23 protein-coding genes are annotated in these 24,559 nt (G+C 63.6%); 3 read left to right on the forward strand and 20 right to left on the reverse strand.

The window, feature by feature from the left end:
- Positions 1-12: 12 nt before the first annotated feature.
- The 16 genes from ABIA96_RS10835 to ABIA96_RS10910 form a co-directional block, all read right to left on the reverse strand.
- A complete protein-coding gene (locus ABIA96_RS10835) occupies positions 13-429 on the reverse strand; it encodes a nuclear transport factor 2 family protein (protein WP_354137023.1) in 417 nt (138 codons plus the stop codon).
- A 94-nt stretch (positions 430-523) separates the two neighbouring features.
- On the reverse strand, positions 524-1,561 hold the full coding sequence (locus ABIA96_RS10840) for a sigma-70 family RNA polymerase sigma factor (RefSeq protein WP_354137024.1): 1,038 nt from the start codon (positions 1,559-1,561) through the stop codon (positions 524-526).
- A 40-nt stretch (positions 1,562-1,601) separates the two neighbouring features.
- Complete coding sequence (locus ABIA96_RS10845; protein WP_354137025.1) at positions 1,602-2,351, reverse strand: SDR family NAD(P)-dependent oxidoreductase; 750 nt, start codon at positions 2,349-2,351, stop codon at positions 1,602-1,604.
- Between the two features lie 48 nt (positions 2,352-2,399).
- Complete coding sequence (locus ABIA96_RS10850) at positions 2,400-3,173, reverse strand: SDR family oxidoreductase (protein ID WP_354137026.1); 774 nt, start codon at positions 3,171-3,173, stop codon at positions 2,400-2,402.
- A 415-nt stretch (positions 3,174-3,588) separates the two neighbouring features.
- Positions 3,589-4,698, reverse strand: a complete 1,110-nt coding sequence (locus ABIA96_RS10855) for a polyamine ABC transporter substrate-binding protein (RefSeq protein ID WP_354137027.1) — start codon at positions 4,696-4,698, stop codon at positions 3,589-3,591.
- 3 nt (positions 4,699-4,701) lie between these two features.
- On the reverse strand, positions 4,702-5,880 hold the full coding sequence (locus ABIA96_RS10860; protein ID WP_354137028.1) for an aminotransferase: 1,179 nt from the start codon (positions 5,878-5,880) through the stop codon (positions 4,702-4,704).
- A 7-nt stretch (positions 5,881-5,887) separates the two neighbouring features.
- Positions 5,888-6,214, reverse strand: coding sequence for a rhodanese-like domain-containing protein (locus ABIA96_RS10865; protein WP_008139644.1), 327 nt, complete (start codon positions 6,212-6,214; stop codon positions 5,888-5,890).
- 158 nt (positions 6,215-6,372) lie between these two features.
- On the reverse strand, positions 6,373-8,301 hold the full coding sequence (locus tag ABIA96_RS10870) for a potassium transporter Kup (protein WP_354137029.1): 1,929 nt from the start codon (positions 8,299-8,301) through the stop codon (positions 6,373-6,375).
- A 152-nt stretch (positions 8,302-8,453) separates the two neighbouring features.
- Complete coding sequence (locus tag ABIA96_RS10875) at positions 8,454-10,352, reverse strand: potassium transporter Kup (RefSeq protein ID WP_354137030.1); 1,899 nt, start codon at positions 10,350-10,352, stop codon at positions 8,454-8,456.
- 173 nt (positions 10,353-10,525) lie between these two features.
- Complete coding sequence (locus ABIA96_RS10880; RefSeq protein ID WP_354137031.1) at positions 10,526-11,353, reverse strand: flagellar motor protein MotB; 828 nt, start codon at positions 11,351-11,353, stop codon at positions 10,526-10,528.
- Between the two features lie 23 nt (positions 11,354-11,376).
- Positions 11,377-12,150: a motility protein A gene (locus tag ABIA96_RS10885; protein ID WP_354137032.1), complete on the reverse strand. Its 774-nt coding sequence runs from the start codon at positions 12,148-12,150 to the stop codon at positions 11,377-11,379.
- Positions 12,151-12,363: 213 nt separating this feature from the next.
- Complete coding sequence (locus ABIA96_RS10890; RefSeq protein WP_354137033.1) at positions 12,364-13,188, reverse strand: SDR family NAD(P)-dependent oxidoreductase; 825 nt, start codon at positions 13,186-13,188, stop codon at positions 12,364-12,366.
- A gap of 100 nt (positions 13,189-13,288) precedes the next feature.
- Positions 13,289-14,008, reverse strand: coding sequence for an RraA family protein (locus ABIA96_RS10895; protein ID WP_354137034.1), 720 nt, complete (start codon positions 14,006-14,008; stop codon positions 13,289-13,291).
- Between the two features lie 122 nt (positions 14,009-14,130).
- A complete protein-coding gene (locus ABIA96_RS10900) occupies positions 14,131-15,012 on the reverse strand; it encodes a CDP-alcohol phosphatidyltransferase family protein (protein ID WP_354137035.1) in 882 nt (293 codons plus the stop codon).
- Positions 15,013-15,099: 87 nt separating this feature from the next.
- A complete protein-coding gene (locus tag ABIA96_RS10905) occupies positions 15,100-15,804 on the reverse strand; it encodes a phosphatidylserine decarboxylase (protein WP_354137133.1) in 705 nt (234 codons plus the stop codon).
- 78 nt (positions 15,805-15,882) lie between these two features.
- Positions 15,883-17,838, reverse strand: a complete 1,956-nt coding sequence (locus ABIA96_RS10910) for an ABCB family ABC transporter ATP-binding protein/permease (protein WP_354137036.1) — start codon at positions 17,836-17,838, stop codon at positions 15,883-15,885.
- Between the two features lie 200 nt (positions 17,839-18,038).
- On the opposite strand from ABIA96_RS10910, the gene ABIA96_RS10915 reads away from it, so the two are divergent.
- Positions 18,039-18,644, forward strand: a complete 606-nt coding sequence (locus ABIA96_RS10915; protein ID WP_354137037.1) for an LOG family protein — start codon at positions 18,039-18,041, stop codon at positions 18,642-18,644.
- Here ABIA96_RS10915 and ABIA96_RS10920 read toward each other — a convergent pair whose 3' ends face one another.
- From ABIA96_RS10920 to cysS, 4 genes are all read right to left on the reverse strand, one after another.
- A complete protein-coding gene (locus ABIA96_RS10920) occupies positions 18,645-19,022 on the reverse strand; it encodes a VOC family protein (protein WP_354137038.1) in 378 nt (125 codons plus the stop codon).
- A gap of 122 nt (positions 19,023-19,144) precedes the next feature.
- Positions 19,145-20,743: a citramalate synthase gene (gene cimA / locus ABIA96_RS10925; RefSeq protein WP_354137039.1), complete on the reverse strand. Its 1,599-nt coding sequence runs from the start codon at positions 20,741-20,743 to the stop codon at positions 19,145-19,147.
- Positions 20,740-21,249, reverse strand: coding sequence for a GNAT family N-acetyltransferase (locus ABIA96_RS10930; RefSeq protein ID WP_354137040.1), 510 nt, complete (start codon positions 21,247-21,249; stop codon positions 20,740-20,742). Before ABIA96_RS10930 ends, cimA begins: the two co-directional genes overlap by 4 nt.
- Positions 21,249-22,646 (reverse strand): cysteine--tRNA ligase, encoded by a 1,398-nt coding sequence (gene cysS / locus ABIA96_RS10935; RefSeq protein ID WP_354137041.1) that lies wholly within the window; start codon positions 22,644-22,646, stop codon positions 21,249-21,251. The genes ABIA96_RS10930 and cysS overlap by 1 nt, the downstream gene beginning before the upstream one ends.
- Positions 22,647-22,940: 294 nt before the next feature.
- Between cysS and ABIA96_RS10940 the strand changes: the two genes are divergently transcribed.
- Together ABIA96_RS10940 and ABIA96_RS10945 are read left to right on the forward strand one after the other, a co-directional pair.
- On the forward strand, positions 22,941-23,246 hold the full coding sequence (locus ABIA96_RS10940) for a hypothetical protein (protein WP_354137042.1): 306 nt from the start codon (positions 22,941-22,943) through the stop codon (positions 23,244-23,246).
- 139 nt (positions 23,247-23,385) lie between these two features.
- Positions 23,386-24,558 (forward strand): DUF2865 domain-containing protein, encoded by a 1,173-nt coding sequence (locus ABIA96_RS10945; RefSeq protein ID WP_354137043.1) that lies wholly within the window; start codon positions 23,386-23,388, stop codon positions 24,556-24,558.
- Position 24,559 lies beyond the last annotated feature (1 nt).

Raw genomic sequence — 24,559 nt, forward strand, 5'->3', positions numbered from 1 at the left:
GCGGGCTCGCCGCTACCAATAAGGCTTCAATGCCTGTCCAGCCTTCATCTCCCACAACACATTGACGATCACCCAGCGGCCATTGATATGTGAGAGGTGCAAATAGTCGATCCACGTCGATGCGATCATCTTGGCGCTGGCGGCGTTCCCGGAAACATCGAACACGACAATCTCCTGCTGACGCTGAGCCGGGGGTGTTGGGCGTTCCGCTTTCTGTCGGGTCAGCTGCGTGAGAGCGAGTGCGCTCATTTCGGCGAGATAGTCCCGGCCCGACTCGGGATCGCGGCGCGCAATGCGTTTGGCCAGTTCGGGATGGAGTGCGCTTTCCATTCGCGCGGCATTGCCTTCGTAAAATCCTTCAATGTAGTCCCGAACAACCTGCTCGATTGCCTTCAGGTCGTCAGATCTCGCCGGATTTACACGATCCATAGGGCGTTCTCCTCAGGTCTTTGAAACGCTGCGCTTCTCGTGTCGCACGATCCGTGGTCCAGCTGGCCCAGCGCTCGGATCTCAATTTGTGATCCTAGCGTCCGTCCTGCAAGATCAGGGGGAGACCGAAGGCCTCGAACAGACGCGGGCTGGAAGGCTTCACGAACAGGGTCAGCCCGGAAATCGCGTCATCGCGCAGCGAGAGCACATGAATCGAATGCGCGGTCCATGGTGCTTTCGCGTCGGAGCGGGCGTAGCCTGCAAAGGCGGGCTGTCCGTTCGCCCCTGTCGGCAACAGACGATAGCCGTCATAATCCCTCCACGCCCATTCGAAGAATTCGCGAATGGATTGACGGCCCGCATACCATTGCGACAGCGGCGGCATCGTATAGATGGCATCCTCTTTCAGGAGCGCGACAAAGCCATCGAGATCCAGTTCCTCCCACGCCTTGACGTAGCGACCAAGAAGCCTCGCCTGCTCTGGATCAGGTCGCGAAACCGCCGCCCCTTCCCCTCCCTGATGTCCTTTTGCGATGGTCGATCGCGCACGCTGGAGGACGCTGTTGATCGAGGTCGTCGTGCCACCCAACAATGTCGCGACTTCTGCGACTTGCCACCCCAGGACATCGCAGAGCAGAAGCGCGGCCCGCTGGCGCGGCGGAAGCTGCTGGATCGCGGCAATGAAGGCAAGCTGCACCGCCTCCCGCGAAGCGTAACGCGCCTCAGGATTGGGCGTGTTGTCGAGAACGCCGTCAAGCTCGGAATCCGGATAGGGATCGATCCACGCAACGTCATCCGCCGGTCTTCCATCCGGCATCCGGTCGCTCGCGGAGAACCGCCGCTCGGGCAGGAAGCGCTGTTGATGAGCGCGGCGCGCGATCGCATCGAGGCAGGCATTCGTTGCGATACGGAGCAGCCAGGCCCGAAACGATCCGCGTTCCTCGAAAGCCTCGAAGTTGCGCCAGGCGCGCAGGAAGGTCTCCTGCACGAGGTCTTCCGCCTCGTGCATGGAGCCCAACATCCTGTAGCAGTGCAATTTGAGTTCGCGACGAAACGGCTCGGCGCGTTGCTCGAATGCGCGGCTTGCCTGCGCAGAGGCCTGGGCATCAACCGGTCGATGCGTCCCCGTCATGACATTCGATTCCCACGGCCGCGGCCCCGCGATAAGCTGATCACGAGGACACAGGTTCGAGCCCCTTGCCTGAGACGATGAACAGGCTCTCCTTCGGGCGATCCCGGGCCGTCACAAGTGCAATGACCGCCGCCGCGGCATCCGACGAGGTCGGCGGCGAAGACATGCTCCGGACGAAGTCGTCTGGAGAGATGCCAAGATAGGTGGAGTAGCCGGCGATTGCACGCCCCCCAAGCTCGGTATCGGTCATGATGCGCGGCGCGATTGCGAGAAATCGCAGGCCGCGACCAAGCCGATCGGATTCCTTCTGGCTGTAATTTGCGATGAAGAGTTGCGTGCGCTTGGAACCGGCATAGCCGCCCGTGAGCGGTGAACCCGCAAGCGCAGCTCCGCTGGAGACGAGCACGATCGTCGTACCCTCGCGTAAGGGCTGGGCCAAAGCTTCCTTGCAGAAATGAAATGCGATCTTGACATCGCTTTCCCAATTGACCGCGAATTGTTGCCAGCTCTGCTCATGCAGAGGCGCCGTGGAAGGATGCGCGCCCGCGCACACGACGAGAATGTCCGGCTCCATGGCGCCAAACACCGTCGAAGGCGCGTCGGCGTCGGCGGCATCAAGTGCCATGGTTTTCACGCCGGGCCTGTCGTAGGCCAGTTTTTGCAGGGCGCCTTCGTGCCGCGCCACCGCGAGCACCTGCGCGCCGTTGTCGTGAGCTTCCTCGACGATACGTCGCCCCGCGCCGCGGCTGCCGCCAACGACGACCATCTTCTTCCCTGTCAACGGATGCATTTCGTTCTCCTCGTGTCGTTAAAGATACGCACCTGCGGATGATGCCCGCTAGGCAGCGGCGGTCGGCACCAGCTTCCTCGATGCCTTCCAGAGCTGGCCGTTGATGAAATCGGGGGCGAGACGGCGCATAAGGGCAAGTTGGTTCGACTGTCCCGGCCGGATCTCGAGCGAACCTTTCTTCAGCGACTTGAACGATTGCTTCACCAACTCCTCGGTGGTGATCAAGGTGATGCCATCGCCCTCGGGAAGGTCTGCCGTCATCTCGGTCTTGACCGCCGGAGGCATGAGTTCGATGACCTCCACGCCGGTGTTCTCCAGCTGGAATCGGAGCGACTGGGTGTAGGAGTGAATGGCCGCTTTCGTCGCGCAATAGATCGGGATACAAGGCAGCGGGACGAACGCCAGCGCGGACGACACGTTGATCAGCGTGCCTTTGTTGGCCTTGAGCATGTCGATGAAGGCGGATGTCATGCGGATCACGCCACCCGCATTGACTTCGAGCTCCCTGGTCAGACCTGCAAGGTCGGCGGCCGGGCCGCTGAGATTCTTGTAGAAGCTGATCCCGGCATTGTTCATCAGCGCGTCCAGCTTGGGAAACTCGGCGCTCATGCGCCCCGCCAGCGCACGAATTTGCTCGGGATCAGCGACGTCGCTCTGGATGGCGTGGATCTGTGGGTATGTCTTCCTGATTTGATCGAGCACGGCCTGCCGCCGGCCCGTGACGATGACCCGGTTGCCGAGTTCGGAGAATTTGAGCGCGAACGTAAGGCCGATGCCCGCCGTGCCTCCGGTGATGAGAATGGTGCGGCCGTTGAGCTTCATGGGCGCTCTCCGCCCAACGCGCCGCCGGCGCAGCAAATGACCGCAACCTTGTCCTTGAAAATCATAGCGAAGTTCCTCGATATGCCGGGCGTTTGCAGCCCACCTAATGTGTAAGACGGGCGGGCCAGGCAAAACTCATCGGTCGAGGCCGGATTTTTTTGGGGCGGGGCGCTGGCGCAACGCCGCAGCCCGGCGCAAGGCGGGGCGCGCTATTTCTAGAATTTGACGAGGGGCACGTCGCAGACAGGGGCGGATGAGCCTGATGGCGACGATGCCAAAATGCCGGTGTTTTGCCCGACGTGTCAAATGACCGGGGCTTGATCGGGTCAGGCTCGCCGACGCTGCAAGTTGACGGCGCTACTGTGCATGGGGTTGTTTTGCGGAAATGGAAATTTGCAGGCCGAACGCGGGCGCTCTACCGTCCCGTCTTCACCTTCGTCCAGAGCCTGTTGATGATCCGCTGCGTGGCCGGATCGCGCGCCGTGATGACGAACAGCTTTGCGAGCGTCGCCTCGTCCGGATAGATGTTCTTGTCGTTCAGGATTTTCGGATCGACCAGTTTCTGACTGGCGAGGTTGCCGTTGGCATACGACAAAAAGTCCGAGTTCTTGGCGGCGACGTCCGGGCGGTAGAGATAGTTGATCAGCTCGTAGGCTTCCTTGACGTTCCTGGCATCCGCGGGGATCGCGAGATTGTCGAAGAACATCTGCGCGCCCTCCTTCGGAATTGCGTATCCGATCTCGATGCCGCTCTTCGCTTCGGCCGCACGCGCGCGGGCCTGCATGATGTCGCCGGACCAGCCGACCACGAAGCAGATCTCGCCGGTCGCAAGCGCGCTGAGATATTCAGACGAGTGGAACTTACGCACGAAGGGACGAACTTTGGCGACGATGTCGGCGGCCTTCTCGAGGTCGGCCTGCTTGGTCGAGTTCGGATCGAGCCCGAGATAGTTCAGCGCCGCCGGAAAGATGTCGTCGGCGGAGTCGAGCATTTGGACGCCGCAGTCTTTGAACTTGGCCAGGTTCTCCGGCTTGAAGACGATATCCCAGCTATCGATCTTCGCGTCGGGCCCGAGGATCTGCCTGGCCTTGGCGATGTTGTAGCCGATGCCCGTCGTGCCCCACATGTAGTTCACGGCAAAATCGTTGCCGGGATCATAGGTCGCCAGATTCCTGGTCACCATGGGCCAGGCGTTGGCCAAGTTCGGCAGCTTCGCCTTGTCGAGCTTCTGGAAGATGTTCGCCTTGATCTGGCGCTGCAGGAAATAGGCGGTGGGCACCACGACGTCGTAGCCGGACTTGCCGGCCATCAGGCGCGTCTCCAGCGTCTCATTGGCATCGAAGGTGTCGTAGACCACCTTGATGCCGGTCTCCCTGGTAAAGGCCTCAAGGACGTCAGGCGCCACGTAGTTCGACCAGTTGTAGAAGTTGACGACCCGCTCCTCCGCTCCGGCGGGAGCGGAGAGCAACGTCAGCGCGGCGATTGCAAAACCAAGGCAAAGCCGGGAGCGGCTGACGTTCGTCATCAACTACCTCTTGCGTCCGCGTATCGCGTCCGACAGCCGCTCCAGTGCGGCGTCGAGCGTCTGGTCCTTCTTGGCAAAGCAGAAGCGCACCACCGAGGTCACCGGGTCCTGCTCGTAGAACGCCGACACCGGGATCGCCGCAACCTTGTAGTCCTTCACAATCCGCCAGCAGAATTCGGCATCGCTCTCGTTGAGCCCGAGCGGCGACAGGTCGACGGTGAGGAAGTAGGTGCCCTGCGACTTCAGCACGGGGAAGCCGAGGCTCTCCAGCCCCTTGGTCAGGCGGTCCCTGCTCCGCACCAGATCCTTGCGCATCGACAGGAAGTACTCGTCAGGCTTGCCGAGGCCGTAGGCGACGGCGGCCTGGAGGTTCGGCGCGGTCGTGAAGGTCAGGAACTGGTGCACCTTGGCGGCGACGCGCAGCAGCGGCGGCGCGGCGCAGACGAAGCCGATCTTCCAGCCGGTCAGCGAGAAGATCTTGCCGGCCGAGCCGACCTTGATGGTGCGGTCGCGCATGCCTGGGATCGTGATCAGCGGGATGTGCTTGTGCTCGTCGAAGGTGACGTGCTCCCAGACCTCGTCGGTGATCGCGATGACGTCGAACTCCTGGCAGTAGCGCGCCAAAAGCTCGAGGTCCTCGCGCGGATAGACCACCGCGGAGGGATTGAGGGGATTGTTGAAGAGCACCGCCTTGGTCTTTGAATTGAAGACGCTTTTCAGCATGTCCTCATTCAGTCGCCAATGCGGAGGCTCGAGCCGCACCAGGCGCGGAATGCCGCCGGCCTGGCGGATGATCGGCAGATAGGAATCATAGACCGGCTGGAAGCAAACGACCTCGTCGCCCGGCTGCACCACCGACAGGATCGCCGAGGTCAGCGCCTCGGTGCCGCCGGAGGTCACCATCACCTCGCTCATCGGATCGAGCTTGAGCCCGTGCCAATGGCCGTAATGGGCAGCGATCGCCTGGCGCAGCTCCGGGATGCCCATCATTGACGGATACTGGTTGTAGCCGTTGAGCGAGGCGTCGGCCGCGGCACGGCGGATGTCCTCGGGGCCCGGATCGTCGGGAAAGCCCTGGCCGAGATTGATGGCGTTGTTGTCGCGCGCAGCCTGCGACATCGCCTCGAAGATGGTGACGGGAAGGTCGGCGAAGACCTTGTTCAGCGAAGAGCTCTTGGTCATCGCGACGTCAGCCACCCACCTTGCTGGGGAGACCCGCCGCCTTCCAGCCGAGCATGCCGCCGGCCAGATGCTTGTCGTAAGGCAGGCCTGCGGCCTGAGCAGCGAGCGAGGCGGTCACAGAGCGCTTGCCCGAGCGGCAGGCGAACACGACCTCCTTACCTTGCGGATCGGGGATCGCCTTGGGATCGAACGTCGAGAGCGGCACGACGACGCCGTAGGGATAGGCCTCGGCCTCGACCTCGTTCGGCTCACGGACGTCGACGAGCAGATAGCGGCCTTCCGCAACACCCTTGGAGACCTCGTCCGGGGTCAGATCCTGTACTTGATTTGCCACATCATCCTCCAACGTCGCGGGCCGCGGCCGGGGCGATCCCGGCCGGCGGCAAACTCGCCTCTCAGGCACCGAAAATCAAGCACTACAAAGGCTTGGGCTGCCTTGCGCAAGTTAAAGCTAAATCGCAGCGACTTGAAGTGCGGCTTTGGTTTGCCGGTCTAGATCGCCACCTGCGTGCCGACCTCGACCACGCGGCCGCTGGGGATCTGGAAATAGTCGGTGGCGTCGTTGGCGGAACGGCTGAGCGAGATGAACAGCCTATCCTGCCAGCGTGGCATCCCGGAATGGGCGGCAGGCTTGAGCGCCCTCCGCGACAGGAAGAACGAGGTCGACATGATGTCGAACTGCCAGCCGAGCTTGCGGGCGATCGCCAGCGCCTTCGGCACGTTCGGCGATTCCATGAAGCCGAACTTCAGCGTCACCTTGGAGAAGGTCGGGCTGATCTGCTCCAGCTTCACCCGCTCGGCCGGATCGATCCGCGGGGTCTGCGCGGTCTCGATGGTGAGAATGACATTCTTCTCGTGAAGCACTTTGTAGTGTTTCAGACTATGCATCAGCGCGGTCGGCGCGCTCAGGGGATCGCTGGTGAGAAAGACGGCGGTGCCGGGCACCCGTTGCGGCGGCCGCTTCTCAAGCATCGCCACCAGATCGGCGAGCGGGAATTCGAGCTTGCGCGACTTCTCGAACAGCAGCCGGCTGCCGCGCCGCCACGTGTACATCATGATGATCATCAGCGAGCCGAGCGCGAGCGGCACCCAGCCGCCTTCGAACACCTTGAGCAGGTTGGCGGCGAGGAAGGTCAGGTCGAGGAACAGGAACGGCGCGATCAGGGCGGCAGCCCAGAGCGGCGACCACTTCCAGGCCTTCCAGATCACGACAAAGCCCATCATCCCGGTGACGACCATCGTGCCGGTCACAGAGATACCGTAGGCGGACGCCAGCGCGCTGGAGGAGCGGAACAGCAGCACCATCATGATCACGGCGACCAGCAGCAGCTGGTTGATGCGCGGGATGAAGATCTGACCGGAATGGGCTTCAGAAGTATGGCGAATTTCGAAACGCGGCAGCAGCCCGAGCTGGATCGCTTGCCGTGTCAGCGAATAGGCGCCGGTGATGACGGCCTGGCTCGCGATGACCGTGGCGGCGGTGGCCAGCACGACCATGCAGCCGCGCATAAAACCTTGCGGGAAGAGCTGGAAGAATGGGCTCTCGATCGCGCCGGGATCGCCGAGGACGAGCGCCCCCTGCCCCAGATAGTTCAGGGCCAGCGACGGCAGCACGATGAACAGCCAGGCGGTCTGGATCGGCCGCTTGCCGAAATGGCCCAGATCAGCATAGAGCGCCTCGGCGCCGGTGACCGCCAGGAACACGGCGCCGAGCGTCACGAAGCCGATGATGCCGTGGTGGAACATGAAGGACACGGCGTAGAACGGATTTAGCGCGAACAACACCTGTGGCTGCGCGATGATCGGATGGATCGCCGCCACGGCGATCACCGCGAACCAGACGCACATCACGGGTCCGAAGAACGCCGCGACGCGGGCGGTGCCGCGCGACTGCATCGCGAACAGGAACACCAGGATCACCACGGTCAGCGGAACGATGTAGGGCTCGAACCGCAGCGTGACGTCCTTCATGCCTTCGAGGGCTGACAGCACCGAGACGGCCGGCGTGATGACGGCGTCGCCGTAGAACAGGGCGCCGGAGATGATGCCGAGCAGGACGATGGTCGACCCGCCGGTGCCGACCGCGCGCTGGGCCAGCGCCATCAGCGCCAGCGTGCCACCCTCGCCGTTGTTGTCGGCGCGGAGCAGAATCACGACGTATTTGAGCGTCACCACGACGATGAGCGCCCACAGGATCAGGGAGACCACGCCAAGAACGGCAGCCGACGTCGGCGCGCCTTCCGCGCCTGAGGCCGCCATCACCGCCTCGCGGAACGCGTAGAGGGGGCTGGTGCCGATATCGCCGTAGACGACGCCGATGCTGCCGAGCGTCAGCGCGCCGAAACCGGCCGTGGTGTGGGCATCGCCATGCCCATTGGCCGCCACCGTTTCCGGGGCGGGGATTGCCACGTCACTTGTCATGGGAGAGCCTGGTGGCCTCTAAAAATGCTTCACTGCACAACGGCGGAAGCGCGCGCGGCTTATAGTCCTGCGCTGCCGGCATAGCCTAGCCCTATTTTGGGGCCTTGGTATGCGAAATCCACATAGGTTCGCCAGAGCGCGCCGATGGGGCCTCAAATGGTGACCTGGGTTCCGACTTCAACCACCCGCCCGGTGGGAATCTGGAAATAGTCGGTGGCATCGTTAGCTGAGCGGCTGAGCGCGATGAACAAGTGGTCCTGCCAAAGCGGCATGCCCGACTGCGCCGAGGCCTTCAGCGAGCGCCGCGACACGAAGAACGACGTCGACATGATGTCGAACTGCCAGCCCTGCTTGCGCGCGATCGCGAGCGCCTTGGGCACGTTCGGCTGCTCCATGAAGCCGAAGCGCAAGCGGACCTTGGAGAACTTCTCGCTGATCTTCTCCATCTTGAAGCGCTCGGAGAGATCGACCCGCGGCGTGTGCGCGGTTTCGATGGTCAGGATCACGTTATGCTCGTGCAGCACCTTGTTGTGCTTGAGATTATGCAACAGTGCGGTCGGCACGAAGGCGGGATCGCTGGTCAAAAACACCGCCGTGCCTTTGACGATGTGCGGCGGCCGCTTCTCCAGGCTGCGGATCAGGTCATCCAGCGGCACCTCGATCCGGCGCGTCTTCTGGATCAGGATCCCCGAACCGCGCCGCCAGGTCCAGATCGTGCCCGCCATCGCTACGCCGAACAGCAACGGCACCCAGGCGCCTTCGAGCAGCTTGAGCAAATTGGCGCTGAAGAAGGTCATATCGACCATGACGAAGGGCAGGATCACGACCGCCGCAGTCGCCGCGCGCCAGTTCCACAATTTCCAGATCACCACGAAGCCCATGATGCCGTCGGCGACCATCGTGGTGGAGACGGCTATGCCGTAGGCCGAAGCCAGATTGCTGGGCGTGTGGAACAACAGCACCAGCAACATCACGCCGATCAGCAGCAGCCGGTTGACGCGCGGCAGATAGATCTGGCCTGCATGCGTCTCGGAGGTGTAGCGCACCTCGAAGCGCGGCAAGAGACCGAGTTGCACCGCTTGATAGACCAGCGAATAGGCGCCGGTGATTACCGCCTGGCTAGCGATGACAGTCGCCGCGGTGGCAAGCCCGACCAGCGGCAACAACAGATGCTCCGGCACCATGCGATAGAAGGAATGCTCGATCGCGCTTGGATCGGACAGCAGCAGCGCGCCCTGCCCGAAATAATTGATCAGCAGCGACGGCAGCACGAAGAACATCCAGGCTGACTGGATCGGCTTGCGGCCGAAATGGCCGAGGTCGGCGTAGAGCGCCTCGCCGCCGGTCACCGCCAGAAAGACGGCGCCGAGCGTCACCAGGCCGATCGTGCCGTGCGACAGCAGGAATTGAAACGCATAATAGGGATTGATCGCCGCCAGCACCGACGGATCGTCGGCGATATGAATGACGCCCAGCACCGCCAGAACGGTGAACCAGACCACCATCACGGGTCCGAAGGCCGAGGCCACCAGCGCGGTCCCCTTGCTCTGGACCGCGAACAGCAGCACCAGAATCATCACGGTGAGCGGCACGACATAGTGCTCGAATGCGGGCGTCGCGAGCTTGAGGCCGTCGACCGCCGACAGCACCGAGATCGCCGGCGTGATCATGGAATCGCCGATGAACATGGAGGCGCCGACCACGCCGAGCGCGAGCAGGAACCAGCTTCGCCGCCCCAGCGCGCGTTGGCCAAGCGCCATCAGCGACAGCGTGCCGCCCTCTCCGTTATTGTCGGCGCGCAGCAGCAACAGGACGTATTTGGCGGTGACGACAATCAGCAGCGCCCACAGGATCAGCGACAGCACGCCGAGCACCATGATCCGCGTCACCTGCTCGCCATGGGCCGCGCCCTTGACCGCCTCGTGGAACGCGTAGAGCGGCGAGGTGCCGATGTCGCCGAAGACGACGCCGATGCTCCCGAGCGTGAGGGACCAAAAGCCTGAGGTGACCGGCCCTTCCTGGGTCTCGGTCGATGTGATGCTCGCCGTCATGTGGGTGGAAAACGCTTCGTCCCTGGAATTGATCCGGCGCCTTTTGACGCTTCCAGCGCGCCTGTCAATCGGCCCCCACCATAACAAGGCGCCACGGCAGATGCTGTGACGGCCCGGCCACGCTCGTCGCTATCGCGACGATAGGTCTCAGGTAAGATAGTAGCGGAAGCGATTTAAGGCTTCAAGTTCGGCGGCAGCGGCGGATCTTCACGCATCAAGGTGATGGTCACGCGGCGGTTTGCGGCGAGCGATGGATCGTCCGGGAACAGCGGCTGGGTGTCCGCCTTACCGGATACGGCGAAGACGTGCGCTGGCGGCAGCCCCTCGCGCTCGAGGATCTGGCGCACGGCGTTGGCGCGGTCGGCCGACAGGTCGAAGGCGCCGTAGTCGCTGCGGGTCGGCACGAAACCGGCAGCGGTGTGGCCGGCGATGGAGACGCGCAGCGGCGTTGCTTTCAGCGGGATCGCGAGCTTCTCGATCAACCGCCGGGTACGGTCGTAGGGTACCTTGGAGCCGTCGGCGAACATCGAGCGGCCGTCCTGGTCGACGATCTCGAGGTTGAGACCCTGCTTGGTCTCCTCGAACATGATGTGCTTGGACATCTCGGTCAGTTCCGGCATGTCCTGCAACGCCTGGCGCAGCGAGGCAGCAGCGAGTGCAAAGTTCCGATCCACCTTGAGCTTGGCCCCCGAGGTGCGGTCGCGATCCTCCTGATCCGGGGTCGGGGTGTTGGAGGACTCCTCAGGCTGGATGTGATCGACGTTCTTCAGCCGCGCGCGCGTCGGCAGGCCGTCCGACTCGACGATGCCGGCGTAGCGCGCTTCGCTCTGAACACCGAAGGCGTCGCGCATGGAGCCCGCGACGATCTTCAACTTGTTGGCGTCCTGGGTGGAGAATGCGACCAGCATCACGAAGAACGCCAGCAGCAAGGCCATCAGATCGGCAAACGTCACGAACCAGCCATGGCCGCCGTGTGCTTCTTCGCGCTTTTTCTTTGCCATGGGTCAGATCCCGGCGTTCGGCGTTACGCCGGAACCGGCTCGCCTTCGGCATGGCGGTGCTTCTCGGGCAGATAGGCCAGCAGCATTTCGCGCACCAGAGTCGGGCTCTTGGAGTCGCGGATCATCAGGATGCCGTCGATGATCAGCGTGCGGTTGGTTTCCTCGTCGATCAGCTTGCCATGTAGCTTGTCGGCGATCGGCAGGCAGAGCAGGTTCGCGACCAGCGCACCGTAGAGAGTTGCCAGCAGTGCGGTCGCCATGAACGGGCCGAGCTTCGATGGATCCGACATGTTCGAAAACATCTGCACCATGCCGATCAGGGTTCCGATCATGCCGAACGCAGGCGCGCAATCGCCCACGGCGCGGTAGATCTTGCTGCCTTCGTTGAGATGCATCAGGAAATTGTCGCGGTCGCGTTCCAAATTGTCCCTGATAAAATCGAGGTCATAGCCGTCGGCGACGTAGCGAATGCCCTTGGCGAGGAACGGCTCGTCGGTCTCGACCTTTTCGAGGCCCACCGGGCCCTGTTTGCGGGCGATCTCGGCGATACGTGCGAGTTCGTCGACCAGATCGTGCGCCGACAGCCGACTCATCGTGAAGGCGAACTTGAGCCCGAGCGGCAGGCCGTGCATCAGCACTGAGAGCGGAAAGCGGATCATGGTCGCCGCGCCCGAGCCGCCGAAGATGATGATCATCGCATGTTCGCTGATGAACATGTGCAGATCGCCACCCAGCAACACCATCGTCGCAACAACGGCCATGCCGGCTACAAGCCCGGCGCCCGTCATGATATCCATCGGAGACTCCAACGCGTATGCGACAACGGCCATCCTGGCCGATGGTGCGGCTCAACCCCGAACCGCGTCGGAAACCCTAGAGCTCCGCCCTTAAAGCCGCGTAAAGGTTAAGTTCAGCCGCTGCGACGGAGCGGCGCGCTGCGCCGAAAGCACGGCGACTTTGCCGTCCTGCGACATGAATCTCAACGCTTTGCTAACCATGACCAAGTCGCGTCAGGACGGCAGTCCTGTCAACTCCAGGCTGAGCGCGCGCAGACGCCTGCGCGCATCGGCATCGTAGGCCTGCGGGTTGGCACGCGCCTCGTTCATGCCGTTGAAAAACAGGCCGCTCTTACCTGCGACATCGTCGCCTTCGACCAAATGCAGGATCGCCGCACCGCCCTGCTCGACGGTCGACATGGGCGTGATGCCGCCCGCGCGCACCATCGTCGTATTCATGTAGGTCGCCGGATGCAGGGAGTTCACGGTCGTGCCAGTGTCCCTGAGCTCTGCGGCGAGATCGATCGTGAACATGATCTGCGATAGCTTGCTCTGCGCATAGGCGCGCGAGCCGCTGTAGCCCTTCGTGATCATGACGTCATCGAAATCGATCGGATGCTGGCCGAGCGAAGCGACATTGACAATGCGTGAGGGCGCGCCAGCCCTCAACAAGGGCAGCAGCAGATGGGCGAGCAGAAAGCCCGAGAGATAGTTCACGGCAAAGCGCAATTCGTGACCGTCGCGGCTCTCCTGTCGCCGCGGACCATCGCTCTGAGAGCCGATGCCGGCATTGCTGACGAAGACATCGAGACGCCCGTGATCCCGCGTCACGGCCGCGGCGAGCTCGCGGGCGCCGGCCATCGACGACAAATCGGCCTGATAGAAGCTCGGCGCGGGATGGTCGGCCTTCACGATCTCGTCGATCAGTGCTTTTGCACGCTCGGCACTCCGGCCATGGATCAGGACGCGCGCGCCTTCGGCGGCAAGGCGGGTTGCAACATAGCGTCCGACACCATCGGTCGAACCCGTGATCAGCACCGTCTTGCCGCGCATGTCCATGGTGTCACTCCGCGCGAGAGCATGATCCGGGAAAGTGTGAAGGGGTTTTCCGACGAGATCATGCTCAAGAGAACAACCTAAAGCGCGATGATCATCGCGCTTAATGAATCTCCGCCGAGCGCTTCAGTGCGGCCTTGAGCTTCTCCAGCGAGAAGTCGGGGCTGCGCGCGATCTCGAGGATCGGCGTCTCGCGGCGGCCGCATAGTTCGGCGGCCTCGGGGAGTTTCGCGGCGATGTCGAGCGGGATGACGATGGCGCCATGCCGGTCGGCATGGATCAGATCGTTCGACTTCACGGTCATGCCGGCGACGCGCACCTCGCCGCCAAAGCTCTCGGCATGCACCCATGCATGCGACGGGCCGATCGAGCCCGCCAATGCCTGGAAACCGGGGGCCCATTGCGGGATGTCACGGATCGAGCCGTCGGTGATGACGCCGAGGCAGCCGAGCGCCTTATGCACGTTGCTCTGCACCTCGCCCCAGAACGCGCCGTAGCCGACGTCGGGGCCGTCGATATCCTGGATCACCGAGATGCGCGGACCATGGCCGGTGCCGACATACTCGTAATAGTCGATGCGGCGCTTCGACTGCTCTTCGGCGGGCAGCGATGACTTCAACACCGACCGGATCGCGACGGTGCGGGCGTAGCCGACGATCGGCGGCAAATCCGGGAACGGGCAGACCAGCTGCTTGGTGGTGTAGCCGATCAGGCGGCGCTCGGGCGCCACGATTTCCATGGCATTGCAGATCGTCGGCGTGTCGTAGCGGCCCAGCGCTTCGAGGACGGAAGCGGGCAGCGGCCCGGTCGCGGTATCAGTCACGGCGTTATCTCCCAGATTGGCGGCCGCTGTTGGCGCGGTGCCGCCGGCACAAGGCGATATAGCCGAGATCGGGTCTCAACCCAACTCAGGCGCTCTCATGGCAGATATCCGCGTGTGACCGCTCAGTGCAGCCGTCCGGGCCGGTCGTCGTCGTGCGGCGGCTCTGATAAATTCGCCAATGTCGGTGCCGACGGCGGCGACGGGACCTCGCCCCCCGCAGGTGCCGCGGCTTCCGTCGCGCGCGCCTGGTCGCGATAGGATTTGTAGCCGAGCGGCAGGCCGAGCAGATACAGCACCGTGCCAATCGACAAAACGTGCCAGGGATAGGCGATCAGCAGCGCGATGAAGACGATCACCGCGACGAACGCCGGCAGCACCAGCTCGGGCGGCACGCGCATGCGCTTGGTCTTGCCGGAGAACACCGGCAGGCGTGAGACCATCAGGAAGGCGATCAGCAGCGTGAAGGCCGCAGTCACCGCCGCGGGCGCGCGGCCGAGATCGAGAAAGGCAACGTAGATCGGCAGCAGCACGGTGATGGCGCCGGCCGGCGCGGGCACGCCGGTAAAGAAATTGGCGGCGAAAGCGGGCTTGTTCGGATCGTCCATGGTGGCGTTGAAGCGCGCCAGCCGCAAGCCGCCGGAGATCGCGAACACCATGGCGGCGATCCAACCGGCATTGCCGAGCTCGTGCAGCTGCCAGAAGTACAGCATCAGGCCCGGAGCGACGCCGAAATTGACGAAGTCTGCGAGGCTGTCGAGCTCGGCACCGAATTTGGACTGTCCCTTGATCAGGCGCGCGACGCGACCGTCGATGCCGTCGAGCGCGGCCGCGAACACGATGGCGTAGACGGCGAGCGACATCCGCCCCTCGATCGACAGCCGGATCGAGGTCAGGCCGGCGCAGATCGCCAGCAGCGTAATGACGTTGGGCACCAGCATCCGCACCGGGATCGGGCGGAACCGCCGGCGGCGAATGTCGGGATCTCTGAAGTCGTAGGGCGTCATTGGCTCGTCCTCACCTGTTGGCGAGATATAGCAAGCCGTGTTCCCCTCCGCCATTGCGGCGGAAAGCCCCCAGGACCGGCTTCTTGGTTAACTGGCGCGATAGGCGCGGCTCGGGTCGTCCCCGGTAAGATCGGCCAGAATTGTCTCGCCGGCGATCGCAGTCTGCCCTTCCGAGACCAGCGCCTTGGTGCCGACCGGCAGGTAAACGTCGAGCCGCGAGCCAAAGCGGATCAGGCCGAACCGCTCACCGGCACCGACCGCCTGCCCTTCCCTAACGAAGCACACGATGCGCTTGGCCACGAGGCCTGCAATCTGGATCACACCGATGCGGCCCTGCGGCGTCGAGATGACCAGCGAATTGCGCTCATTGTCCTCGCTCGCCTTGTCGAGCTCGGCATTGATGAACAGGCCGGGCCGATAGGCGATGCGGTCCACCCGGCCCGCGATCGGGCTCCGGTTCACGTGGCAGTTGAACACGCTCATGAACACCGAGATGCGCGGCAGCGGCCGGTCGCCGAGCCCGAGCTCGGCGGGCGGCAGCGCCATGGTGATCATCGAGACGCGGCCGTCGGCCGGCGACACCACGAGCCCGTCGCGCACTGGCGTCGTACGGACGGGATCGCGGAAGAACAGCGCGCACCACACCGTGAGGATCGTGCCGATCCATCCCAGCGGCGACCACAGCCAGAACAGGACGAGGCTTGCCAGCGCAAAGCCGCCAATGAAGGGATAGCCCTCCTTGTGGATCGGCGGGATCTGACGCTGGATCGAATCGAGAATGGACATCGCTATCTGCCGCTCAGGGGTTGATGGCGCGGGTCATCTCGCGCTCCGGGGTTGTTTAGGCCAGAGTTGGGACCGGAGACAAGCTCACTCCGCGGCCGCCTGCGCCGTGAGGGCGTCCTCGACCGGGGGTGGCTCCCGGTTGGGCGCCTCGCTACTGTCGGCCATCCGGGCCAGTTTCTCGCGTGCGGCCTCGGCCTCGCGCTGCCTGTTCCACATGCTGGCGTAGAGACCGCCCTGCGCGAGCAGGCTGGCATGGGTGCCGCGCTCGGCGATGCGGCCCTGGTCCAGCACGATGATCTCGTCGGCACCGACGATGGTCGAGAGCCGGTGCGCGATCACGAGCGAGGTGCGGTTCTTCGCCACCCGGTCGAGCGCGCCCTGGATCTCGTGCTCGGTGTGGGTGTCGAGCGCCGATGTCGCCTCGTCCAGCACCAGGATCGGCGGCGCCTTCAACACGGTGCGCGCGATCGCGACCCGCTGCTTCTCGCCACCCGACAGTTTCAGGCCGCGCTCGCCGACCTGTGTCTCGTAACCCATCGGCGACAGACGGATGAACTGATCGATCTGCGCCAGCCGTGCCGCCTCCTCGACTTCGGCATCATCAGCATCCCAGCGTCCGTAGCGGATGTTGTAGCGGATGGTATCGTTGAACAGCACCGTGTCCTGCGGCACCATGCCGATCGAGGCGCGCAAGCTCGCCTGCGTAACCTCGCGGATGTCCTGACCGTCGATCAAGATCTTGCCGCCGGAGATGTCGTAGAGGCGAAACAGCAGGCGCGAGATGGTCGACTTGCCGGCGCCGGATGGACCGACGATCGCAACCGTCCTGCCGGCCGGAACCTCGAAGCTGATGCCCTTCAGGATCGGCCGCGTGGTCTCATAGGCAAAGCGTACGTCTTCGAAGCGCACCGTGCCGGCGGAGACGACCAGCGGCTGCGCACCGGGGGCGTCCTCGATCTCGGCCTCGCGGCCGATCACGCCGAACATCTTCTCGATGTCGATGATCGCCTGCTTGATCTCGCGATACACCATGCCCATGAAATTCAGGGGCTGGTAGAGCTGGATCATCATGGCGTTGACCAGCACGAAATCGCCGACCGTGTTGGTGCCGTTGCGCACGCCGATCGCGCACATCAGCATGGTTGCGGTCAGTCCCAGCGTGAAGATCACAGCCTGCCCGGTATTGAGCACCGCAAGCGAAGTATAGGTGTGAACGCTCGCCTCCTCGTAGCGCGCGACCGACTTGTCATAGCGCTGCGCTTCGCGGGCCTCGGCGCTGAAATACTTCACGGTCTCGTAATTGAGCAGCGAGTCGATCGCCTTGGTATTCGCCTCGGTGTCTGAATCGTTCATCTTGCGGCGGATGCCGATCCGCCATTCGGTCGCGATGTAGGTGTAATACATGTAGACCGTGACGGTGATCAGCGTTGCGGCCACGTAACGCCAGTCGAACTGCCAGAGCAGCACGGCCATCAGCAGCGTGACCTCGACGATGGTCGGGATCAGTTGCAGGATCACCATGCGCACGATGACCTCGATGCCCTCGCGGCCGCGTTCGAGCACGCGCGTCAGGCCGCCGGTCTTGCGCTCGAGATGAAAGCGCAGCGACAGCTCGTGCATGTGGACGAAGGTGATGGTGGCGAGCTTGCGCACCGCATGCATCGCCACGCGGGCAAAGATGCCGTCGCGCCATTGCGTCAGCACCGCCATCACGATGCGCATGACGCCGTAGCTCGCGGTCAGGAGCAGCGGCGAAGCAACCACCCAGAGATGCCAATTGCTGGCCTGCAACGGTGCGGTGTTGGCGCCGGTAAGCGCGTCGGTTGCCCATTTGAAGCTGAAAGGCACCGTCAGCGTGATCAGCTTGGCGGCGAGCAGCAGCACCATCGACCAGACCACCCGCATCTTCAGGTCGGCGCGGTCGCCCGGCCAGATATAGGGCCACAGATGCGCCAGCGTGCCCATCAGGGTGGCCCGCTCCAGCGGTCCGCCGGCAGGCTCTGGCACGTCATGGACATCTGGCGAATGAGGTGGGCTCATCAAAAGACCTGAAGGCCCGCCGGATGCGGGCGCAGTGCGATTTGCGATTTTCGCTCGTCATATAGAAGCTTCCTGGGGCAAGCGCACCCCGCCAGATGGCGAATCTTCGATTGTTTCTCGCCATTTACCGGTACATTTCCGGGTGGTCCGAATCACCGATTGGGCTTGACGCCCCTTCGCTGCAATGCATCATGGCGCCAATGAGCACGATCAAAACTGTCTGTGTCTATTGCGGCTCCGGTCCCGGAACCAATCCTCACTTCACCGAAGGCGCCAAGGCGTTCGGCAAGGCGCTCGCCGAGAATAACATCCGGCTGGTTTATGGCGGCGGTTCGCTCGGCCTGATGGGCTCGGTGGCGACCTCCGTGCTCGATCACGGCGGCACCGTTACCGGCATCATTCCCGAATTCCTGCGAAAGCGCGAGAATGCGCTGACCCGCGTGCAGGAAATGATCGTCACACCCGACATGCACGAGCGCAAACGTCTGATGTTCGAACGCTCCGACGCCTTCGTGGCGCTGCCGGGCGGCGTCGGCACGCTGGAGGAGCTGGTCGAGCAATTGACCTGGAAGCAGCTCGGCCGTCACGCCAAGCCGGTGCTGCTCGCCAATTTCGACAATTTCTGGGAGCCGCTGTTCTCGCTGCTGTCGCACATGCGCCAGACCGAGTTCATCCGCGCCGGCCTTTCGGTCGATATCCTCAAGGCCGATCGCGTCGAGGACATCTTGCCGAAGCTGAAGTCGGCCGTGGCCCAGATCGCCGAAGCGGAAAAGCAGCTCGCCCCGGACGTCGCGCGCAAGCTGTAATCATTCCTGCGGAAACGTCACCGCCTCGATCCGGTTTCCGTCGGGATCGACGACGAAGGCCGCATAGTAGCGCACGCGGTCGTGCGGGCGAATGCCCGGCGCACCGTCGGATGCGCCGCCGCTCGCAAGTGCCGCAGCATGGAATGCGTCGACCTCGCCTGTCGTCTTCGCGCGCAGGCAGATATGCACGCCGCTCTCCGGTGTCACGGGCGACATGGCCTCACGCAGATTGATCCAGAATTCGGGATAGGCCTTGCCGAAGCCGACCGTGCGCGGCCGCGTGACTAGGCGCGTGAGCCCGAGGGCGGCGAGCGTGGCCTCGTAGAACTTTGCGGAGCGTTCGAGCTCGCTGACGCCGACGGAAATGTGGTCGATCATTCATCGCTCCCCTCTCTCGTCGTCATTGCGAGCGCAGCGAAGCAATCCAGAATGCCTCTGCAGAAACAGTCTGGATTGCTTCGTCGCTTCGCTCCTGGCAATGACAGTGTCTGTGGCAACACCTACGCGGGCGCGCCCGACTTCACGAGCTTGTAGATCACCGAATCCATCAGCGCCTGGAAGGAGGCGTCGATGATGTTCGGGGACACGCCGACCGTGGTCCAGCGGTCGCCGTTCTCATCCTCGCTCTCGATCAGCACGCGCGTGACCGCACCTGTGCCGCCATTGAGGATACGCACGCGATAGTCGATCAGCGTCAGGCCCTCGATGTACTTCTGGTATTTTCCGAGATCCTTGCGCAGCGCAACGTCGAGCGCGTTGACCGGGCCGTTGCCTTCGGCAGCCGAAATCAGATGCTCGCCGGCGACATCGACCTTCACCACGGCCAAGGCGACCGTGACGCGTTCGCCGTGCGAATTGTAGCGCTGCTCGACATTGACGTCGAACTGCTCGACCGCGAAATAATGCGGCACCTTGCCGAGCGTGCGGCGCGCCAGGAGATCGAACGAAGCATTGGCGGATTCATAGGCGTAGCCGGCAGCCTCGCGCTCTTTCAATTCCTCGACCAGCCGCGTCAGCTTTGGATCGCTTTTCTCGTAGACGATGCCGGCGCGGTCGAGCTCGGCGATGACGTTGGAGCGGCCGGCCTGATCGGACACCAGTACCTTGCGGTGATTGCCGATCGTCTCCGGCAGCACATGCTCATAGGTCTGGGGATCCTTCATCACGGCGGAGGCGTGAATGCCGGTCTTGGTGACGAAGGCGCTCTCGCCGACATAAGCCGCATGCCGGTTCGGCACGCGGTTGAGCATGTCATCGAGCGTGCGCGAGACTTTGACGAGCGTCGCCAGTTTCTCCGGCGTCACACTGATGTCGAAGGCGTCCGAAAACTCCTTCTTCAGTTTCAGCGTCGGGATCAGCGAGCAGAGATTGGCGTTACCACAGCGCTCGCCGAGGCCGTTCAGCGTGCCCTGGATCTGCCGCGCACCGGCGCGCACCGCGGCAAGCGAATTCGCCACTGCCTGCTCGGTGTCGTTATGGGCGTGGATGCCGACGTGATCACCCGGGATGTGCCTGGTCACCTCGGTGACGATGGCCTCGACCTCGTTCGGCATGGTGCCGCCATTGGTGTCGCACAACACCACCCAGCGCGCGCCGGCCTCATAGGCCGCCTTGGCGCAGGCAAGCGCAAAGGTCGAATCTTCCTTGTAGCCATCGAAGAAATGCTCGCAATCGAGCATGACCTCGCGGCCGGCAGCCTTTGCCGCCGCGACGCTATCACGGATCGAGGCGAGGTTTTCTTCCTTCGTCGTCTCCAGCGCAACGCGCACCTGATACGCCGAGGACTTTGCAACGAAGCAGATTGCATCTGCCTTCGCTTCCAGCAGCCCGGCGACGCCGGGATCGTTGGAGACCGAGCGCCCTGCCCGCCGCGTCATGCCGAAGGCGGTGAAGCGCGCATGGTTGAGTTTTGGCCTGGTGCCAAAGAACTCGGTATCGGTCGGATTGGCGCCGGGATAGCCGCCCTCGACATAGTCGATGCCGAGTTCGTCGAGCATCGCCGCGATGACCTGCTTGTCGGTCAGCGTGAAGTCGACGCCGTTAGTCTGCGCGCCGTCGCGCAGGGTGGTGTCGAAGAGATACAGACGCTCCTTGCTCATTGCAGCGCTCCCGATGCGGGTCCGGTGCCGAACGTCTTCTGCATGGTGGTGTTGGCGAGCCACTCGTCGTTGATGGTGATGCTATTGCGCTGCATGGCGACATAACCGCGCTTGGCGAAGAAGCCTTCCGCCGTATCACTGGCGTCCACCGTCAATTTTTCCGCGCCACGGCCGCCGGCGAGCTTTTCCAGCGCGTCGACCAGCATGGTCGCAATGCCCTGCCCTGCCACGGCTGGATGGACGTAGAGCATACGAATGTGATCCTTGCCGCGCAGAGAAGCGAAGCCGACGGGCGAGCCGTCGAGCGTGGCGATCAACGTCAGGTCGGCCGCAAGCCGCTTGCCGAACTCCTCGTCCTCGGCCGCCGCCATCCAGGCTTCCTGCTGCGCCTCGTTGTAGTCGTCGCCGGTCAGCTCCTGGATGCTGGCGGCGAAGATCGCGGCCAGCATCGGAACGTCGGCCGGCAGGAAGGGCCGCAAGCCGGGCTTGGGGTGCGCTTGTGCCATCACGCGAGCTCCCAGGTCGTCACCGGCTTGCCGTCGGCATCCTTGCCGTCCTTGATCACGACGCCCTTGGCCGCGAGCTCGTCACGGATGCGATCTGATTCCTTGAAATCCTTCCGCGCCCGCGCAACTGTGCGCTCCCCAATCAGGCGATCGACCTCGCCAGCGTCAATGCCGCTCGCCTGGCGCTTGCGGCCCTCCCATTGCGCCACGCTCTCGGACAGAAAGCCGAGCAGACGAAGCGACGCCGAAAGGCCGGCCGCATCGGACAAATTGCGCAGCCCATGCAACGCCGCGATCGCCTGCGGCGTGTTGAGGTCGTCGAGCAGCGCATCGGCCACGGATGCCGCCGGCTTTGACGGCGGCACGTCGGCCGCAAAGCGATACCAGTCGTTGAGCGTCTTGGCGCTCTCCTCCAGCGACTTCACGGTCCAGTCGATCGGCGAGGTGTAGTGCGTCTTCAGCATGTTGAGGCGTAATACCTCACCTGGCCAGTCCGCGAGCAGCTCGTGGATGGTGATGAAGTTGCCGAGGCTCTTCGACATCTTCTCGCTCTCGACCTGCAGGAAGCCGTTATGCATCCAGTAATTCGCCATGCGCTGCTGGTGGAAGGCGCAGCAGGTCTGCGCCACCTCGTTCTCATGATGCGGAAACACGAGATCGATGCCGCCGCCATGAATGTCGAATTGCTCGCCGAGATGCTTCCAGGCCATGGCCGAGCACTCGATGTGCCAGCCGGGACGTCCCTGCGCGGCGATGCCGGCCGGCGACGGCCAGGACGGCTCGCCGGGCTTCGACGGCTTCCACAGCACGAAGTCGGTGGCATCGCGCTTGTAGGGCGCGACGTCAACGCGGGCGCCGGCGATCATTTCGTCGAGCGACCGCTTCGACAGCGCGCCGTAGCGCGGCAGCGTGGAATTGGCCGCGTTCATCGCCTGCGGCGAGAACAGTACGTGGTCCTCGGCGGCATAGGCAAAGCCGCCGGCAATGAGCCTTTCGATGATTTCGCGCATCTCGCCGATATGCTCGGTCGCGCGCGGCTCCACGCTCGGCCTGAGCGCGCCGAGAGCATCGACGTCATCGTGAAACTGCTTTCCGGTCTGCTCGGTGACCTTGCGGATCGCCTCGTTCAGCGGCAGGCCCGGAAAATCCCGCGCGGCGCGGTCGTTGATCTTATCGTCGACGTCGGTGATGTTGCGGACATATTTGACGTGCGCTTCGCCGTAGATGTGGCGCAGGAGGCGAAACAGCACGTCAAACACGATCACCGGCCGCGCATTGCCGATATGGGCGAAGTCATAGACGGTCGGTCCGCAGACATACATGCGGACGTTCTTCGCATCGAGCGGCACGAAAGTGCGCTTCTCCCGGCTCATCGTATCGTAAAGACGCAATTCCATATGGACACCCGTCGGCTGTTGGCCGGGCGTCCAGTGCTCTCAATGTGGTTGAGAAAAGACGGCTCCAGCCAGCGAATCGCTAGCTCGTAATCTCGCGGCAAATAATGCAGATGGCGAGGAGACCGTTCATGGCGGAACATATGGGCCACCAAGGGCCCTTGCGTCAAGAGAGCCGCGAAAATGCCGTTTTATCTCCACAAAGCGCAGGCCGCCTGCCATGACGGTTCATTGTCCTTAACCATTTGAGCCCATTCTGGAACTGGCAGTTCCTTCTTTTCGCCCCCGGTGATTTTCATGCGCCCCTTGCTCGCGCTCATTTCCTGCGCCTCCATCGTCGCGGCATCCAGCGCTTTCGCCGAGACCCGCGTCTTCATCATCGCCAACCAGGCCGACGGCTATGGCGTCGACCAGTGCCTCGCCAAGGGCGAGAAATGCGGCGCGCAGGTCGCCCGCACCTACTGCCAGTCACGGGACTTTGCACAGGTCTCGGCCTACCGCCGGGTCGATCCCGACGAAATTACCGGCTCTGTCCCCAAATCCGGCGCAAACTGCTCTCATGGCCATTGCGACGAATATGTCGCAATCACCTGCCAGCGCTGAATTCGCTCGGAACTGGCGGACCTTAGGACCCATCTGCCCCTGAAACGACGTGACGATGCCGCAGGAAGCGGCTATTGGAGGGCGCGCTCGGCCCCCCAAATCACATTGGAAAATCACTTGGGGCCGTGACCTCGCTAGAATGGCGGATATGCCTGAATTTTTGTCTCTGTCCCGTCCCCGCTCCCTCCTTGCCTGCACCGTGCTTCTGAGCGCGATCGTGTTCGCCACCGACGCCTTTGCACAGGCCGGCCCGCCCGGCGGGCCGCCTCCGCCCGCCCAGGGTGGGCTCGGACCGAACCCGATGTGCGTGCGGCTTGAAGCACAGCTCGCCGGGCTCGATCGCGGCGCGAGCGGCGATCCCGCGCGCGACGACCAGATCCGCCGTTACCAGGAGTCCCAGAGCCGCCAGCAGGCCGAGCTCGATCGCGTCACCATGCAGGCCAAGCGCATGGGCTGCGATTCCTCCGGCTTCTTCTCGCTGTTCAGCGGCCAGTCGGCGCAATGCGGTCCGGTCAACACCCAGATCCAGCAGATGCGCGCCAATCTGGACCAGATCACCGGCAATCTCGAACGCCTGCGCGGCGGCAGCCCCGAGCGCGACAGCCAGCGCCGCTCGGTGCTGATTGCGCTCGCGCAGAATAATTGCGGCCCGCAATACGCCAACGCCGCGCAGTCGCAGGGCGGCAACTTCCTGAGCAATCTGTTCGGCGGCGGCAATAACCCCAATAACCCGCAGGCTGTACCGCCCCCAGATCTCGGCCCGCAATCCGGCACCTATCGCACCGTCTGCGTGCGCACCTGCGACGGCGCCTATTTCCCGATCTCGTTTGCGACCGTCCCGGCGCGCTTCCCCGACGACGAGAGGACCTGCAAGGCGCTGTGCCCGGCGGCCGAAGCCGTGCTCTACGCCCACCGCAATCCCGGCGAGGACATGAACTCCGCGGTCTCTATCAGCGGTCAGCCCTACACTGCGCTGCCGACCGCCTTCAAATTCCGCACCGAGTTCAACCCGTCCTGCTCCTGCAAGGCGGCTGGGCAGAGCTGGGCCGACGCGCTGAAATCGGCCGACGACAAGGCGGCCGTCGAGCAGCAGGGCGACATCATCGTCACCGAAGAGAGCGCCAAGAAGATGCAGCAGCGGCAGCTCACCAAGGGCGCGGCGGCGAATGCAAAGAAGGGGGCAGCTCCCGCACCGGCGACAGCGAATGCACCAGCCGCGACGCCGCCTGCGGAGGCGAGCACCACGGCCACGTCGGAGAACAAGCCGATCCGCTCGGTCGGTCCGACCTTCCTGCCGCAGCAGCAGAAGTAGG

It is taken from the genome of Bradyrhizobium sp. LB11.1, from assembly GCF_040549385.1.
Taxonomy (GTDB): Bacteria; Pseudomonadota; Alphaproteobacteria; order Rhizobiales; family Xanthobacteraceae; genus Bradyrhizobium.